The sequence below is a fragment of the Microbacterium alcoholitolerans genome (assembly GCF_050408615.1).
Lineage (GTDB): Bacteria > Actinomycetota > Actinomycetes > Actinomycetales > Microbacteriaceae > Microbacterium.
Genome location: NZ_JBNTKD010000001.1, coordinates 1527903 through 1543611 on the forward strand (window position 1 = coordinate 1527903; position 15709 = coordinate 1543611).

Annotated in this window: 16 protein-coding genes and 2 tRNA genes; 1 reads left to right on the forward strand and 17 read right to left on the reverse strand. The window is 66.8% G+C overall.

Annotation, left to right across the window (positions count from 1 at the left end; translation table 11 throughout):
• The first annotated feature begins 17 nt into the window (after positions 1-17).
• Positions 18-1430, forward strand: a complete 1413-nt coding sequence (locus tag ACQUSX_RS07300) for an aldehyde dehydrogenase family protein (RefSeq protein WP_428906285.1) — start codon at positions 18-20, stop codon at positions 1428-1430.
• Positions 1431-1649: 219 nt separating this feature from the next.
• Here the strand turns inward: ACQUSX_RS07300 and ACQUSX_RS07305 are convergent, their stop codons facing one another.
• From ACQUSX_RS07305 to serS, 17 genes are all read right to left on the reverse strand, one after another.
• Positions 1650-2384 carry a sulfite exporter TauE/SafE family protein gene (locus tag ACQUSX_RS07305; RefSeq protein ID WP_428906286.1) on the reverse strand — a complete coding sequence of 245 codons (735 nt, stop codon included), beginning with the start codon at positions 2382-2384 and terminating at the stop codon, positions 1650-1652.
• The gene (locus tag ACQUSX_RS07310; protein ID WP_428906287.1) at positions 2372-3142 is read right to left on the reverse strand and encodes a TSUP family transporter; all 771 of its coding nucleotides are present in this window, start codon (positions 3140-3142) and stop codon (positions 2372-2374) included. Before ACQUSX_RS07310 ends, ACQUSX_RS07305 begins: the two co-directional genes overlap by 13 nt.
• Complete coding sequence (locus tag ACQUSX_RS07315; RefSeq protein WP_428906288.1) at positions 3135-3947, reverse strand: GntR family transcriptional regulator; 813 nt, start codon at positions 3945-3947, stop codon at positions 3135-3137. Before ACQUSX_RS07315 ends, ACQUSX_RS07310 begins: the two co-directional genes overlap by 8 nt.
• Positions 3940-5325, reverse strand: coding sequence for an FGGY-family carbohydrate kinase (locus ACQUSX_RS07320; protein ID WP_428929958.1), 1386 nt, complete (start codon positions 5323-5325; stop codon positions 3940-3942). The genes ACQUSX_RS07315 and ACQUSX_RS07320 overlap by 8 nt, the downstream gene beginning before the upstream one ends.
• Complete coding sequence (locus ACQUSX_RS07325; RefSeq protein WP_428906290.1) at positions 5322-5948, reverse strand: thiamine pyrophosphate-dependent enzyme; 627 nt, start codon at positions 5946-5948, stop codon at positions 5322-5324. Before ACQUSX_RS07325 ends, ACQUSX_RS07320 begins: the two co-directional genes overlap by 4 nt.
• Positions 5945-6457 carry a thiamine pyrophosphate-binding protein gene (locus ACQUSX_RS07330; protein WP_428906291.1) on the reverse strand — a complete coding sequence of 171 codons (513 nt, stop codon included), beginning with the start codon at positions 6455-6457 and terminating at the stop codon, positions 5945-5947. Before ACQUSX_RS07330 ends, ACQUSX_RS07325 begins: the two co-directional genes overlap by 4 nt.
• Positions 6458-6477: 20 nt before the next feature.
• Positions 6478-7494 carry an ABC transporter substrate-binding protein gene (locus ACQUSX_RS07335; protein WP_428906292.1) on the reverse strand — a complete coding sequence of 339 codons (1017 nt, stop codon included), beginning with the start codon at positions 7492-7494 and terminating at the stop codon, positions 6478-6480.
• Positions 7491-8312, reverse strand: a complete 822-nt coding sequence (locus ACQUSX_RS07340) for an ABC transporter ATP-binding protein (protein ID WP_428906293.1) — start codon at positions 8310-8312, stop codon at positions 7491-7493. Before ACQUSX_RS07340 ends, ACQUSX_RS07335 begins: the two co-directional genes overlap by 4 nt.
• A complete protein-coding gene (locus tag ACQUSX_RS07345) occupies positions 8309-9085 on the reverse strand; it encodes an ABC transporter permease (RefSeq protein WP_428906294.1) in 777 nt (258 codons plus the stop codon). The genes ACQUSX_RS07340 and ACQUSX_RS07345 overlap by 4 nt, the downstream gene beginning before the upstream one ends.
• Before the next feature lie 11 nt (positions 9086-9096).
• Positions 9097-9891, reverse strand: coding sequence for an ABC transporter permease (locus tag ACQUSX_RS07350; protein WP_428906295.1), 795 nt, complete (start codon positions 9889-9891; stop codon positions 9097-9099).
• 38 nt (positions 9892-9929) lie between these two features.
• Positions 9930-10907: an NAD(P)-dependent oxidoreductase gene (locus ACQUSX_RS07355; protein ID WP_428906296.1), complete on the reverse strand. Its 978-nt coding sequence runs from the start codon at positions 10905-10907 to the stop codon at positions 9930-9932.
• Positions 10904-11539, reverse strand: coding sequence for a class II aldolase/adducin family protein (locus ACQUSX_RS07360; RefSeq protein ID WP_428906297.1), 636 nt, complete (start codon positions 11537-11539; stop codon positions 10904-10906). The genes ACQUSX_RS07355 and ACQUSX_RS07360 overlap by 4 nt, the downstream gene beginning before the upstream one ends.
• Before the next feature lie 265 nt (positions 11540-11804).
• A tRNA-Ser gene (locus tag ACQUSX_RS07365) sits at positions 11805-11896 on the reverse strand.
• A gap of 86 nt (positions 11897-11982) precedes the next feature.
• Positions 11983-13251 carry an LCP family protein gene (locus ACQUSX_RS07370; protein WP_428906298.1) on the reverse strand — a complete coding sequence of 423 codons (1269 nt, stop codon included), beginning with the start codon at positions 13249-13251 and terminating at the stop codon, positions 11983-11985.
• Positions 13252-13271: 20 nt separating this feature from the next.
• A tRNA-Ser gene (locus ACQUSX_RS07375) sits at positions 13272-13356 on the reverse strand.
• 157 nt (positions 13357-13513) lie between these two features.
• The gene (locus tag ACQUSX_RS07380; protein WP_428906299.1) at positions 13514-14308 is read right to left on the reverse strand and encodes an HAD family hydrolase; all 795 of its coding nucleotides are present in this window, start codon (positions 14306-14308) and stop codon (positions 13514-13516) included.
• Complete coding sequence (serS, locus tag ACQUSX_RS07385; RefSeq protein ID WP_428906300.1) at positions 14305-15636, reverse strand: serine--tRNA ligase; 1332 nt, start codon at positions 15634-15636, stop codon at positions 14305-14307. The genes ACQUSX_RS07380 and serS overlap by 4 nt, the downstream gene beginning before the upstream one ends.
• Between the last annotated feature and the right edge of the window lie 73 nt (positions 15637-15709).

Here is a 15709-nt window from a genome sequence, read left to right on the forward strand (position 1 = left end):
TCGAAGAGGAGAATGCCGTGCCTGCGACAACGACGACGATTCTGGACGCGATCAGCGCCAGCGAAGAAGCCGGGCGCCCGATCCCGGACGCCGCCACACGCGAGACGATCGCCTACGCCCCCGTGCACACGGTCGCAGATCTGAACCAAGCTGTCACGACCGCCCAGGCTGCGCAGCCCGCATGGGCGGCTCTCGGCCATCCCGAACGAAGCAGGATCCTGCACGCGATCGCCGACGAACTCGAGGCTAACCTCGAAGAGCTTGCCGTCCTGCTGTCGCGCGAACAGGGAAAACCTCTCGACGGGCCCAACGCTCGCTTCGAAGTCGGCGCGTGTGCACTGTGGACACGCAGCGCGGCGGACATCACACTGGAACCCGAGCTCATCTTCGATGCAGACGGCGCGCGCGCTGAGATGCACCACCGTCCCCTCGGCGTAGTCGGAGCAATCGGACCGTGGAACTGGCCGATGATGATCACGGTCTGGCAGATTGCCCCGTCCCTGCGTATGGGCAACACCGTTGTCGTCAAACCGAGCGAGTACACGCCTCTCTCGGTTCTAGCACTCGTGGAGATCTTCAACCGTCACCTGCCCGCAGGAGTGCTCACTGCAATCTCTGGCGGCCGTGAAGTCGGCGCGGCGATCGCCGCGCACACGGGCATCGACAAGATCATGTTCACTGGATCCACCGCAACCGGGCGCCGCATCGTGGAATCCTCGGCACACAACCTCGCACGGCTGACACTCGAGCTCGGTGGGAACGACGCCGGCATCGTCTTGCCGGACACCGATGTTTCCCCGATCGCCGAGAAGCTCTTTTGGGGCATCTTCTTGAACACCGGTCAGACCTGTGCGGCGCTCAAGCGCCTCTACGTGCACGACTCCGTGTACGAGGAAGTCGTGGCGACCCTCGCGGCCATGGCCGAAGAGATGCCGATGGGGCCGGGACTCGAGGCAGGAAACGTGCTGGGTCCGCTGCAGAACCAGAAGCAGTTCGACATCGTCGCACGACTCGTCGATGACGCCAGAGAACGCGGCGCGCGCATCGTCACCGGCGGAGAAGCGGCATCCGAGCTCGGTCCGCTGTTCTACCGTGCAACGGTCGTGGCCGATATCGACGACGACGCCGCCCTCGTCGACGAAGAGCAGTTCGGGCCCGCGATCCCGGTGATCAGGTATAGCAGCGTCGACGATGCGATCAGTCGAGCCAACGCATCCGAGCAGGGTCTCGGGGCATCGGTATGGGGCAACGATACGGAGGCGGCACGTCAGGTCGCCAGCCGTATCCAAGCCGGCACCGTTTGGATTAACCAGCACGGAACGGTCAACCCGCATATCCCGTTCGGCGGCGTCAAGGCCTCCGGTTACGGTCACGAATTCGGAGCTGCCGGGCTCAAGGCCGTCTCGGCACCACAGGTCATCTCCTACTGATCTTTCGGGGCGGGCCGGCGAGACGTCCTGGTTATCGCTGGCCCGCCCAGCTTCACCTTCTCAGCCGCGAGGCCGACGCATGCCGCCGCGACTTCTTCTGCTGATTGGTGAGACCGCCGTTGCGTCCGACGTGCCTGTTGTGGTCGCAACGACCCAGATATATCCAGCTGCGGAGGATGGGGGGAACGACTGCGGCTGGTGCGCAAACAGGTGACCATCTCATCCGCTGACGACCAACGCAACCGCCCCGGCAGCCGCGATTGCCAACGTCGCTATCCACGCGGGCTTCTCGGGCACCCGCGACGCGATCCACGCACCCGCCACGACGCCGATCAGGACGGCGGCGACCATGAGCGGCCACAGCCACCACGGCACGTCCGGGATGCCGAGAGCGAACGATCGCCCCGCGACCGTGAAGACCCCCATGACGACGAACGGAACCTGCACCGTCGAGACGAACACCGAATGGGGCATGCCCATCCACGAAGCCACGACGCTCAGGGGCGGACCGCCGATGCTAGAGGTGGCATTCATCACGCCCGAGACCACTCCCGCCGCGGCCAGCGTGCGCGGGTGCGTTGACGACGACGTCGCCGGCCGGCGCAGACGAACGACGGCGCTCGCAATTACCGCCAGGAGCGTGAGCACCCCGATCGCGATCGTCAGCCAGGTTGCAGGAGTGACAACGGCCACGACGACCCCAATAACCGAGCCTGCGAGCACGGTTAACACGAGGATGCCTGCAGCTGAATGATCAGTGTCGCGCCGTGCCCCCAGCCCGACGCTGAGGGAGGCCAGCAATGCGCCGAACGCAGCCAGCGTGACGCCGGAGTCGGGGCCGAACAGCAACACGAGCGGCGGAACGACCACGAGCGCGAAGCCCATGCCGGTGAGGCGGTGTACGGCTCCGGCAACGGCGAAGAGGGCGACGACCGCCGCTGTCACGACGCCCATACGGACTGCACCACCGACGCTCCGACGGCCAGACAACACACGACCAACAGTCCGCCGCTCGCATACTGCAGTCCAGCGCCCGATATCCGGGAGGCGACGGCCTTGCCTACGACACCACCGATAAACGCACCGACGAGAACCGGTAACACAACCGCGCCTTCGAAACTGAAGCCCAGCACGCCGCGAGCGCCTAGAGAGGACAGCGAATTGAACAGGATAACCGTCGACGACGTCGCTATCGCCGCTCGAGGCGCCATGCGCACGAGGCTCATTAGAGCGGGAGCGATGAGGAATCCTCCCCCGACGCCGACGAGCCCCGTCACCGCACCGATACCGACGGCGGCGGCCGAAGCCAGACCACGAGCCGGCGGCCCTACGCCGACGCGCCGCTTGTCGCGCACGATCCCCACCACGAAGCGCACCGTGGCGAAAAGGACGACGGCCGCGAACGCGAGCAAGATGACGAAGTCATCGACGACGAGCGCGAGTGCGCTGCCGAGGAACGAACCGACAAGCCCGAGCGCGCCGAAGGCGATCGCCCATCGCCATCGCACTTCTCGCGAGATGGTGCCGAGGGCGACGGCGATCAGCGCCGCTGCTGCGACGGCGATCAATGAGATCGTCCCGGCATCCGATGGCGCCATTCCGCAGATCCAGATGAACATGGGCACGGCGATCACGCCGCCTCCTCCGCCCAGGCCGCCGATCAACGTCCCGACGAGAACTCCGAGGAGGATCAGAGCGACAACATCACCCATCAAATCGAAGTCGGGGATTCAACGAGATATCGGGGCTGGGGCCCGCCCCTGGCGCATCAAGCGCGAGACTGAAGCGATCGCCCCTATAGAGCCTCACCTGCCGGTCGAGAACCACGCCGGAAATGTCGCGCACCAGACGGGCGATCTCCAGCAGGGACGCCCCCTCCTTCACCAAGAGCTTGGCAGCGAGATCCTTGCCAGCGGTGACCGCGCGCACGCGGCGTTCGACCGAATGGACAATGCGCCCGGCGGCGCGATAGGAGTCGAAAAGCACGTCGTGTTCGAAGTCCATATGCGCGACGCTTTGCTCCATCGACGGATGTATCCACGTGGCGTCCCAGCCGAGCACATCACCGTCTCCGAGCCGCAAACGTTCGACGTAGGGGATTCGCGTGCCCTCGTCGATCTCGAGGAGCTTTGCGATGCTCGGATCGGCGGGCAGGATCTCATAGGCGAGTACGCGCGACGACGCCATGATCCCGTGCAGCTCAAGCTCCTGGGAGAAGGACGACAGTAAGTCGGCGGGCAACGACAGATCTGGTTCGGTGATGAACGTTCCCTTCGCTCGCATCCGCACCACCAGCCCGTCGCGCTCGAGGTTATCCAACGCCTGCCGAATCACCGATCGCGATACTCCGTACTGCACGCCTAGGTCAGTTTCGTTAGGCAGACGGTCGTTCGGCCGCAGCGTGCCGGCGCTGATCTGCTCACGCAGGTGTGCCTCCACGAGTGAGTAGCGGGGTGCGGCATCGCGCCGGACGAGCGCGAAGGCGTCGGCCCTCCGCTGTGCGAGTCTGTCATTCATAACAACCATCTCTCCTCGGCGCTGCGGGCTCGTAACGCTCCCACCAACGGCGCGCCCACAACTGCGGCTCCTGTGCCACATCGATATCCGGCTCCACCACGACAACGGAAGGCTCAGCACCGCGCACACTGGCGGCGGCCACCGCCGCCCCCAGCAGCGTGACCTCCGCGGAGACGACCTCGACCGGTCGCCCGCCCGCAGCCGCGAGCAGTCGTAGGAAGGCCGCTGAGCGTGTCTGTCCTCCGCAGACGAAACGCCGGCCGGGCCGCCCAGCTTGGTGCTCGACACGACGGAGCTGCGTGTCCGTTGCCCAGGCGTTCGCCTCGATCGCCGATCTCATGAGGTCGCCTCGATCGGCCTGGGCGAACGACTCTTGGAACTCGATTCCCTGCGCCGGCGCGGACTCCCCGAGTCGGCGGGGCGCGACCAGCGTCTGGCCGAGGAACGAGCGCACGGTTCCGATCCGCTCGACCGCGACATCCCCGCGCTCGTCCAACAGCAGCGACATTGCCCGCACCGACTCCCCGGTTCGGGCTGCGTTGCTCTCCGCCAGCCGGAGCCCCTCGGCGAACGGGAGCCAGGACGCCTCGTCGATGCTCGCCGAGGACTCCGTGTCGTCGTCCGCTGCGACAGCGACCACCGGTGTCGTCGTGCCTGCGATCGCGACGGCGTCGCCCGGGACGAGTCCGCCGAGCGCGTGAAGCGCCGCGACCGTGTCGGGCGGGCTCACTGCGAGACGCGCACCGCGCCAGCGCTCGGTTCCGGCGATCACGCCGTTGTACTCCCCCACCATCGCGCCCGCCGAGCGCCTCGGAAGCGCCCATGGGGCGTTGCGCGCATCGACCCGGCCGTCGGCCCAACTCACGTCATCGATATGTGCGACGGCGCCCATGCGGCCGAGGATCCAGCTGCTCACCGACAGCGGCACCGACTCCTCCGGCGGCGAGAGATCCCACCGTCGCGCACTCGCGATGCGGCTGGACAGGGAGAGCGCCGTGGGCCAGCCGCCCAGTCGCCCTACGTCGTGCCGCGTCAACGAAGCCTGCAATACGTCGACATCGATTCGATCCGCGCGGGCAAGGTTCGCCCAGCTCTGTTGCGACCAGCTCTTCTCCGACTCAGGTGAGGACCACACCGTGGCATAGCGGATCGCGGTGCAGGTCAGCGCATCGACGGCAACGCCGCGCTCGTCGGCGACGACCGCGACCTCGGCGAGCGCATCAGCGATACGTGCCCACAGATTCATCAGATCGAGGCCGAGGAGCCGGCCCGGGGTCACCGCGAGCGCCCCCGTGCGACGAGCAACGTGCACGATGCCCTCCTCCGCCACGAGACCCGCACGCACCGATCCCGACCCGACGTCGACCGCGACGATCATTCTGGTGTCGGCTCTTCCCGAAGCGACGCCTTCAGCTGTGCAGCCTGCCGGGCAACCCGATCGAAATAGGCGTCGGGGAGGTCCGGCTGCGGGTTGTCCGCCGACCACAGTTTGCCGCCGGCCGGTGTCATCGCCGCCCGGATGAAGGCCGGCCCGTCGACCGCCTCGGCGTGGGCGAGCGCCGTCGCCAGAGACGCTACGTCGTCGACCGAGCACGCCGACTGATACCCCGCCCCCTCCGCGAGCGTGACGAAGTCTGTGCGTCCGACGCCGGGGTGCGCGAACTCGCCCGTCCCGCCGAACCACACGCCGTTGTCGAGCACGACGTGGATGAGGTTGGCCGGGGCGGCCGCGGCAATGGTGACGAGGCTGCCCAGCTCCATGAGGAGGGATCCGTCGCCGTCGAGCACGACGACGGTCCGGTCGGGGCGCCCGAGGGCGATCCCGAGTCCGAGCGTCGAGGCCGCGCCCATCATCGCGACGGCGGGGAACACGTCGCGCTCGCCGGGAACCGCGTCCAGCAGTGCGATGCTCGACATCGTCGTAACGAAGATTGCGCCCTCGCACACCTCCGCGGCCGTCGTCGCGATATCCGATCCGTCGATGGATGGCACGGCGCTCATGATGCATCCTCCCACGTCAGGTTACGACTCATGACCAGCACAGCCGACCTGCCGTTGCGACGCTGCTCGTAGGCCCAATCGACACTAGCCAGGTCAGCCTCGTCATCGAGCGGACGCCAGGGCAGCTCCATCGCGTCGAGCAGACGCGGCAGCATCCGCACGACTCGGCGGCCGGACTCGTTGAAGGGCCGGCCGATCTTCGCGGCCTCCAGGCCGAACTGCCCCACGATGAACACCATCGGAATGTCGCCGTCCAGCGTGATGGCGCGGATGTTGTTGACCGCGGCGTAAAACCCCTGATTCTGGATGAGGACGACCGGCACCGCGCCGGTCAGCGAGAGACCGGCCGCCACGGCGATCGCCTCGTCTTCGGCGCACGTCGGAACGACCGACATGTCCGAGCCCTGCTGCAGATGCCGGTAGAGCGGCAGCTGCACCCAGTCGGGCACCGAGACGGCCCAGTCCACCTTGGCCCGGCGCAGAGCCTTCTCGATCTGCGGGGCCGTCAAGACACCAGTCACGCCGGTGCTCACTTGGACGCGCGATACTCGAGAGCCTCGTTGAGAAGCTCCGTATCGATGAAGTCGAACTCGGGCACCTCGTCGAGGTTGCCGATGGACGAAAGGAACTCCGCCGTGGCGCGCAGTCCGTCCTCGGTGCCGCCGCTGTTGTTCAGCTCGGCGGCCTCTTCCAAGCTCATCCAGTTGCGGCCGCTGATGGCGAGCTCCAGCGATGGGTCGTCAATCTCCACGCCCTGCTCGTCGAGGAACTCGCGAATGAGAGGCATGACCTCGTCGACGTCCGTCGACATCATCTCGTTCGCACGATAGACGGCTTCGAGCCAGCGCACGGCGGCGTCACGGTTGCTCTCGACGAAATCGGGGTGCAGCTGGTACACGACGAACACATCGACGCCCAGCTCGTCGCCCGAGCACAGACGCTCGAACTGCTCGTCCATGCGAACGAGGAATGGGTCCCACACCTGTGCGAGGTCGCCCTCGCCGCGCTCGAACGTGCTGACGATGTTGGGCATCTCCAGCGAAACCGCCTGCATCTCGTCGAGCGAGGTGCCGTTCTCCTCGAGGCACGCTTCGAGCACCTGATGCCCCGTGGATCCCGTGGCGAGGAGAGCTGTCCCGCCAGCCAGGTCGTCCGCGCCGGCGCCGGCGCGCTGATAGATGGCGTGGATGCCCGATTCCTCAGCCTCGACACCGCCGGTGATCATTCCCCAGCGTGCGCCTCCGACGATGGCTGGCGGCCCGCCGATATATCCCGCATCCCACTCCCCGGCCAGTCCCGCCTCGAGCATGGGTGCTCCGCTGGGGAAGTAGCTCATCTCCTGAACATCGAGGCCGTTCTCCTCGTAGAAGCCCAGCTCACCCGCGAGCCAGACCGGGAACCCGCTCGGCGCGGGCATCGTCGTCAGTCGGATCGGGTCGCGTTCCTCGGCGCCGGGCTCGGCTCCGCCGGCCGTGCACCCGCTGAGGGCCACGGCGACCGTCGTCGCGCCGATGAGGATCGAGAACAGGCTAGACCGCTTCTTCATTGAATGCCTTCTTTCTGGTTGGTTGCCGGAGAGCGACGCCCCGGAACGGTGATCTCTTCACGGACAAGGCGCCAGGCCTCGTCGCGCACCCCGGCGAACTCCGGATGGCGCATCGCCTCGTCGACGCCGTCATGACGCCACTGGGCAGCGTGCGGGTTGTCGATGATGCGTTTGATCCGCCCGGGACGGGCCGACATCACCACGATGCGATCGGCGAGGTACGCGGCCTCCTCCACGCTGTGCGTGATCAGCAAACTCGTCGTCTGGTTCGCGACGGTCAGTGCCGCGAGGTCTTCCTGCATGACCGTGCGCGTCTGTGCGTCCAGGGCGCCGAAGGGCTCGTCGAGCAGGAGCACCTCGGGTCGCATGATGAGAGCACGGGCGATCGCGACGCGCTGCTGCATGCCTCCGGAGAGCTGGTGCGGGTACGAGTCAGCGAAGTCCGAGAGCCCGACCGCGGCGAGCTGCTCGTCGACGCGAGCGGAGCGATCGCGCTCGGGCACACGCTTGACCCTCAGGCCGTACTCAACGTTGCGCCGCACACTCATCGACGGGAACAGCGCGAACTTCTGGAAGACGACCGTCCGGTCGGGGCCGGGGCGGGTGATCGCGTCACCGCCACATTCGGCGATGCCGCTGCTCGGCTTCAGAAGACCGGCAAGCACCTGCAGCAACGTGCTCTTCCCACAACCACTGGGCCCGACGATCGCCAGGAACTCGGAGGCGCGGATGTCGAGATCCAGCGGGCCGAGCGCATGCACGGCCTCAGGGCCCGACCCGAACGTGACCGTGAGATCGCGGATGGAGATGTCTTTCATCGTTGCTCCTGTGAGGTTGTTGTCCAGCCGAGTAGGCGGTCGGTCGCCTTGCGCAGAACGATGTCTACAATCACGCCGATGACCGCGATCGTGACCATTCCGGCGATCACCACTTCTGTGGAGAGGTTTGCCTGGGCGCGGCTGATGACATAGCCGAGCCCGGACCGGGCGCCGACGAGCTCGGCGCCGACCAGGGCCATCCAGCCGTTCGAGAACGCCAACCGCACGCCGGCGAGCACGCCCGGAGCCGCCGTCGGCACGGCGACCTTCATGAGCGTGCGCGCATCAGATGCTCCGAGAACGGCGGATGCGCTGAGCATCGTGCTGTCGAGCTGCGAGATCGCCTTGTGCGCGTTGAGCAGGGCCGGCGGGATTGCCGCGATCGCGACGACGGCGGCCTGCGATGTCAGGCTCGTGCCGAACCAGAGGATCGCCAACGGCACCCAAGCGAACGGAGGGATATAGCGGAAAACTTCGAAAATCGGCGAGACGAAGGCGTTCACGCGGCGGTTCCACGCCATGAGCACTCCGAGCGGCACACCAATCGCGCAGCCCAGGAACACTCCCGCGAACCAGCGCGTGAGCGACGCGAGCGAGTGCCCGAGCAGAGTGTCGCCGGCGAAACTGTCGACGGCGAGGTCGACGATCGACATCGCAACCGCAACGGGCGAGGCCAGAGTGGTGGCGTCGACCAGACGAAGGCCGTCGGTGGTGAGCCACCAGACCACGACCAACCCGAAGACACCCGCGATGCTCTGCATGTAGTGACGCATGTGTATCGTGTTCATCGTGCCTCGACCGCCCAGGGCAGTGCCCGCTTCTCGAGCCAGCGCAGAAAGAGCCCGGTCGCGGCTCCGAGGAGGCCCACGGCCAGCATCCCGACCACCACGACGTCGGCAAGCTGATTGCGTCGACCGGCCTGCATCATGTACCCGAGCCCCGACACGCTCGCCAGGAGCTCCGCGGCGACAAGCGTCATCCAGGCGCTTCCGAGCGAGATTCGCGCGCCTGTGAGCATGAACGGCAGCGCCGCCGGCACGACGATCGTCCGCAGGATCGTCAGAGGCGAGGCGCCAAGCACGCGACCGGCCGAGACTGTCAGCGGATCGACGCGACGCACGGCTTCCTGCGCATTGATGATGCACGGGATGACGGCTGCGAGCCACACCACGAATACCTTGCCGGTGGGTGCCAGCCCGAACCAGATCAGTGCGAGCGGAATCCATGCGACCGGCGGGATGGGGCGGACCACCTCGATGATGCCGCCGATCACGCGTGACGCTCCTGCGGACCATCCGATCCAGACGCCTAGGGGCCATCCGATGACGATCGCTGCCAGCCATGCGGTCGTGACGATGAGCAGGCTCGCCCACGCATGGCCCACCAGCGTCTCGCCCTCATAGGGCGACGTCACCAGGTCGGCCGCTCGCTGCACGACCTGAACGGGTGAGGGCAGCACGAGCGAGGAGACCATCCCCGTCATCGTGACCGCCTGCCACACGATCAGGAAGAGCAGCGCGGAGGCCACCGAGATCAGCATCAGCTGACCGCGGGAGGCCTGCGCCGTTCGCACTGTCATTCTCGTGTCCTTTCGCGCCATTGCGTTAAGAGAGAGGTTCAGACCGCGACGAATCGCGGCTCGACCGGATCGCCTGCGAGTGCTGCGGTCACTGCGCCGGTCATGGCGACCGAGTGATGCATCACGACCTCATGGGTCGCGCCGGCGAGATGCGGCGTCGCGATCACGGCGGGGTGACGCACTAGGTCGTGATCGAGGTCCGCCAGCGGCTCCTGCCGGTAGACGTCGAGCACCGCGCGCAGGCGCCGTCCGTTGACGGCGTTCTCCAGAGCCTCGTAGTCCACGACGGCAGCGCGAGCGCTGTTGATGAAGAGCGCCCCTTCCGGCAGCGACGACAGCAGCGCGTCGCCGATCGCACCGGTGGTTTCTTCGGTGACGGGAAGATGAACCGAGAGGATGTCGGCTTGCGGGTAGGCCTCGTCCGTCGACGCCATCTCGACGTTCGACGCGCCCGGATCGGTCACGTACGGATCGATCGCGAGGATGCGCGGCCCGAAGGGCTGCAGCAGCTCTGCCACACGGCGTGCGACCGCGCCGTATCCGTGAAGGACGACGGTCTTGCTTCCGAGCTCCTCACCGCGGAACTTCAGGTAGGGGCGCTCGCCCTTGCCCCACTCGCCGTCGAGCAGCCACTCGCGGGCGGGCACGATGTTGCGCAGCGCGACGATCATCATCCCGACGACGTACTGCGCAACCGCCTCCGCATTCCGTCCGGGAGTCCGCAGAACGCGCACGCCACGTTTCCGTGCGGCGTCGACGTCGACGTTCACTACACCGGCGCGGCAGCATCCGACCACCGCGACGTCGCCCGTGGCGAGGACGCGATCGGTGATCGGATCGAGCTCGACGACGATCGCGGCCGGCTTGTGCTCGGCGACCAGCGCCACCATCTCGTCTTCCGTGTGCGGCACGCCTTTCGTGGTCCACGGGAGGTAGATCACTCGCCCGAGTCCAGCGAGGCGCTCGCGTTCGGGTTCGGTGAACGGCGCCGTGATGAGAATCGTGTGGTCTGTCATTTCGCGAGGTATCCCTTCGTCTGCATGCGTTCGGCGACCTGTCGGATTTCGATGCCGTCGAGAAGGCGCGGCTCGGCGAAGTTGATTGATTCGACGTACACCTGGCACATCCACTCGAGGTTGAGGCTGCGCGTGTACGCCTGTGCCAGGCTTGCGCCGATGGTGACAGCGCCGTGGCTACCCATAATGAGCGCGCTTCGGCCGGTCATCGCCTGGGAAACCTCCGCGGCGAGCTCAGCAGATCCGTAGCGGCGATAGGGAATCACCGGAACGGGGCCGCCCATGGAGGCGACCATGTAGTGAATCGCCGGCAGTTCGTCTTTCGTCACGGACACAACCGTCGCGAAGGTGGAGTGTGTGTGAACGACGGCCTGAGCCGCATGGCCCCGATACAGCTCAAGGTGAAGCTCGAGCTCGGACGAAGGATTGCGCCGCCCGTCGACGACTTCTCCGGCCAGATCGACCACGACGATGTCTGCGATCTCCATCGCGGCGTAGTCGGTTGCTCCCGGCGTGATCGCAACGAAGTCGCCCTCGCGCACCGAGACATTGCCGGATGTTCCCTTGACGAGTCCGTCGCGCGTCATGCGCTGTGCGTACTCGATCACCTCTGACCGTGCGTCTTCGAGCACTCTTCCTCCTTGAAAGTACGTTCGTATGTACCTTACGCATTAGTACGTACCAAGGCAAATCGGGTTGTGTTGGTCGGCGGTCAGGACAATGGCGGGACGGAGGAGTTTAATCTCGCGCCACTCCACGCACCGTCACGGCCTCGGCGGACTCTGAGCGCGAAAGCGGCGCGGAGCCTCCGGCCGCGTGGGGCCCTGGGGCGACAAAGCACCACCCGCCACAGCGAAAAATCCGGGGTCCGAGACTGCGTCCCGAACACCGGATTTTTGGCGGAGACGGAGGGATTTGAACCCTCGGTCCCCTTGCGAGGACTCCACCTTAGCAGGGTGGTGCACTAGGCCTGACTATGCGACGTCTCCATGTGCCGACCGGAGCCGAGCACGTCATGCAATCATAACTGCTCGCGGGACCTCCGTCGAACCAGCGCGAGCCCGGCAACACCGCGTCAACCGCGGACGTTGCCGTTCGAGCACGTCTGGACCGCGGCCGAGTTGCCCTTGATCGAGTCCGGCAGTTCGGCGACCTCGGTGGGCTCGGGTGCTGCAGTCGCATCGGGGCTGGCGGTGTCGGCCGGCGCGGGCGTCTCGCCCTCGACCGGGTCCTTCACGACGACGCCGTCGTTGCTGGTGTTCTTGTGCGTGATCTGCAGCTGCTTGTTCGCCGAGATCGCGTCCCACAGCGCCGTCGCGGCCTCGTAGTTCGGCACGACCTTGTTCGGGTTGTCGGGGTCGCTGCCGGTCGGATACTGCACGAACACGATGTCCTTGAACGGCACGCTCTTCACGGCGAGCGCGATCTGCACGATCTTCATCGGATCGGCCAGCGAGGTGGACGCCTCGATATTGCTGAGTCCCGTGTCGGCGAGCTTCAGCATGACCGGCACATTGCCGAGCACCTCGCCGCTGATCATCTTGCGCGCCAGGCTCGACATGTACTGCTGCTGGTTGCCGATGCGTCCGAGGTCCGAGCCGTCGCCGACGCCCTTGCGGGTGCGCAGGAACTGCAGCGCCTGAAGGCCCTGCACGGTGTGGTTGCCGGCGGCCATGTCGAGGCCGGTGTACTTGTCCTTGATCGGGCTCGCCAGGCAGACCTCGACGCCACCGATGGCATCCGTGATCTCGATCACACCGCCGAAGGTGACCTTGGCGGCGAACTCGATGTCCTCACCCGTGAGCTCCGAGATCGTCTTGGCGACGCAGTTCAGGCCACCCTTCTCGCCGCCGTGCCCGTAGGCGACGTTGAGCGGCTGCTTGCTCATCGCCGACGAGGTGCTGCCGTTGATGTCGGTGCACTCCGGAATCGGCAGCATCAGGTCTCGCGGGAAGCTGACCGCCGTGATGCGGCGCGGCTCGGCCGACACGTGCACCAGCAGGTTCACGTCGTTGAGGGTGGCATCGCCGGTGCGATCCTCGCAGCGCTCCCCGAACAGGTGGGAGTACTTCTCTTCGCAGGAGTCGACCCCCGTCAGCAGGATGTCGAATCCGCCCTCGTACGCTGCGATGTCCGGCGGGAGCTCCTTCTGCCCGTCGAGCTCGACGGCGTTCGCGCTGACAGTGCCGGTGAGCCCTCCGACGACATATCCGACGACGCCGACGCCGCTGACAAGGAGGACGGCGAGCGCGACGCCGATCAGCTTCAGCAGCTGGCCGACAGCGGTCGGCGACTTCAACTGGCCATGGCGCGCAACGGGTCGACGCTTGCTGGACTCGCTCACTCAGTGCCTCTCAGGAAGTGCGGAGGGTGTGGGATTCGAACCCACGGGACATCTCTGCCCACTGGTTTTCAAGACCAGCTCCATCGGCCGCTCGGACAACCCTCCATCGGCCGATTCGTGTCGGCCGATCAAGGGAAGAGTCTATCCGCATCCGCTCGGATGCGAATTCCTCGACGTCCCATTCTGACGTCGGCACCTGGGCAGACCCTGGGATGCCCTTCGGCAACGCCGTGCTCAGAGCAGGGTGCTCAGTGCAGGGTGCTCAGAGCAGGGTACGCAGTGCCGTCGTCAGGCCGCCGTCCTCGACGACGCCGGTCAGCTCGCCGGCGACGCGCTGCACCTCGTCGACGGCCTGCCCCATCGCGACAGCTCGGCCGCCGCCGAACAGCGCCCAGGCGAACATGCCGAGATCGTTGCGGCCGTCGCCGGCGACGAAGACCCGGTCGTGCGGCAGATCCAGCTGCCCGCGCACCCGCTCCAGCGCGGTGCCCTTGTCGACGCCCTGCGGTGCGATGTCGAGCCATGCGGTCCAGCCGATGGCATACGAGACCTCATTCAGCCCAGCCTCGGCGACCACACGCTCGAAGTCGGCCTCATCGTGCTGAGGCGAGACGACGACGATGCGCGAGACCGGCGTCGCACCGAGCTCGTCGAACCCCACCTGCCGACCGCCGTCCAGCGTCCAGTCGTCCAGGTGCTTCGTGAACAGGCGCTCACCGGTGCCGAGCTCGACCATGTAGTTGGCATCGGGCAGTCGCTCGGCGAGCAGCTTGAGCACGGGTGCGGGGTCGAACACCTCGACATGCCAGCGCTGCCACTCGCCATCCACCCGACGCATCGTGACGGCTCCGTTCGAGCACACCGCGTACTCCGCGGTCAAGCCGAGCATCTCCTCGATGTGCCGCGTTCCGGCCCAACTGCGGCCCGTGGCGAGCATGACCTCGTAGCCGGCCTCGCGCACCTCGGTGACCGCGTCGAGAACACCGGGGCTGGGCGTCTCGTCCGGCAGGATGATGGTTCCGTCGATGTCGAGGCCGACGAGCCCGCGGGCGGTCACTCGGTTCCCTGCTCGGCGGCATCCGATGCGACAACCGAATCAGCATCCGATCCCGCGGTCCATCCCACCGGACGCAGCACGTCCATCCCCCCGAGGTACGGACGCAGCACCTCCGGCACCGTCACCGAGCCATCGGCCTGCTGGTGCGTCTCGAGCAGCGCGACAATCCAGCGAGTCGTCGCGAGCGTGCCGTTCAGCGTCGCGACGTTCGCGGTCTTGCCGCCCTCTTCCGGCCGGTAGCGCACGTCGAGCCTGCGGGCCTGGTAGGTGGTGCAGTTCGAGGTCGAGGTCAGCTCGCGGAACGCACCCTGCGTGGGCACCCACGCCTCGATGTCGAACTTCCGGGCGGCGCTGGAGCCCAGGTCCCCCGCGGCGACGTCGATCACGCGGTACGACAGCCCGAGCGAGGTGAGCATCTCCTCCTGCAGCGCGACGAGCCGGTCGTGCTCAGCCTCGGCATCCGCCGGCGTCGTGTAGACGAACATCTCGAGCTTGTTGAACTGGTGCACTCGGATGATGCCGCGCGTGTCCTTGCCGTAGGAGCCCGCCTCGCTGCGATAGCAGGTCGACCATCCCGCGTAGCGGTGCGCACCGGCATCCAGATCGAGGATCTCGTCCTTGTGGTAGCCGGCCAGAGGCACCTCGCTGGTGCCGACCAGGTACAGATCGTCCTTGTCGAGGTGGTAGACCTCGTCGGCGTGCTCGCCGAGAAATCCGGTGCCCTGCATGATCTCCGGACGCACCAGCGTCGGAACGATCATCGGCGTGAAGCCGTTGGCGAGAGCCTTGTCGAGCGCCAGGTTCATCAGCGCGATCTCGAGGCGCGCGCCGACGCCCTTCAGGAAGTAGAAGCGCGCGCCCGACACCTTCGCGCCGCGCTCCATGTCGATGGCGCCGAGCATTTCGCCCAGCTCGAGGTGATCGCGCGGCTCGAAGTCGTAGGTGGGGATGTCGCCGACGCGGCGCAGCTCGACGAAGTCCTCCTCGCCGCCGGCGGGAACGCCGTCGATGATGACGTTCTCGATGCGCTCGAGAGCGGATGCCGCGGCCTCAGCCGCCTCGTTCGCAGCCTGCTGGGCCTGCTTGACGCGATCGGCCAGCTGCTTGGCCTGCGCGACGAGAGCCGCCTTCTCCTCCTTAGGAGCCTTCGCCACCGTCTTGCCGAAGGCGTTCTGCTCCGCACGCAGCTCTTCGAACGCGGTCAGCGCAGTGCGACGCGATCGATCGGATTCGATCGCCGCGTCGACGGTTTCGGGCGCGTTTCCGCGCGCGATCTGTGAGCGTCGGACGAGCTCGGGCTCGTCACGGAGAAGGGCGAGATCGATCATTGTGCAAGTCTATCCAGCGACCGCGCGGCGACTCCCGACACGTACGCCTGCACCGCACCCGCGATGAGGCATC

Excerpts from the sequence above, each read along its gene's own strand:
- ACQUSX_RS07305 (WP_428906286.1), bottom strand. The coding sequence starts at position 2,384 with ATGGGCGTCGTGACAGCGGCGGTCGTCGCCCTCTTCGCCGTTGCCGGA.
- ACQUSX_RS07310 (WP_428906287.1), bottom strand. The coding sequence starts at position 3,142 with ATGGGTGATGTTGTCGCTCTGATCCTCCTCGGAGTTCTCGTCGGGACG.
- ACQUSX_RS07315 (WP_428906288.1), bottom strand. The coding sequence starts at position 3,947 with ATGAATGACAGACTCGCACAGCGGAGGGCCGACGCCTTCGCGCTCGTC.
- ACQUSX_RS07320 (WP_428929958.1), bottom strand. The coding sequence starts at position 5,325 with ATGATCGTCGCGGTCGACGTCGGGTCGGGATCGGTGCGTGCGGGTCTC.
- ACQUSX_RS07325 (WP_428906290.1), bottom strand. The coding sequence starts at position 5,948 with ATGAGCGCCGTGCCATCCATCGACGGATCGGATATCGCGACGACGGCC.
- ACQUSX_RS07335 (WP_428906292.1), bottom strand. The coding sequence starts at position 7,494 with ATGAAGAAGCGGTCTAGCCTGTTCTCGATCCTCATCGGCGCGACGACG.
- ACQUSX_RS07340 (WP_428906293.1), bottom strand. The coding sequence starts at position 8,312 with ATGAAAGACATCTCCATCCGCGATCTCACGGTCACGTTCGGGTCGGGC.
- ACQUSX_RS07345 (WP_428906294.1), bottom strand. The coding sequence starts at position 9,085 with ATGCGTCACTACATGCAGAGCATCGCGGGTGTCTTCGGGTTGGTCGTG.
- ACQUSX_RS07350 (WP_428906295.1), bottom strand. The coding sequence starts at position 9,891 with ATGACAGTGCGAACGGCGCAGGCCTCCCGCGGTCAGCTGATGCTGATC.
- ACQUSX_RS07355 (WP_428906296.1), bottom strand. The coding sequence starts at position 10,907 with ATGACAGACCACACGATTCTCATCACGGCGCCGTTCACCGAACCCGAA.
- serS (WP_428906300.1), bottom strand. The coding sequence starts at position 15,636 with ATGATCGATCTCGCCCTTCTCCGTGACGAGCCCGAGCTCGTCCGACGC.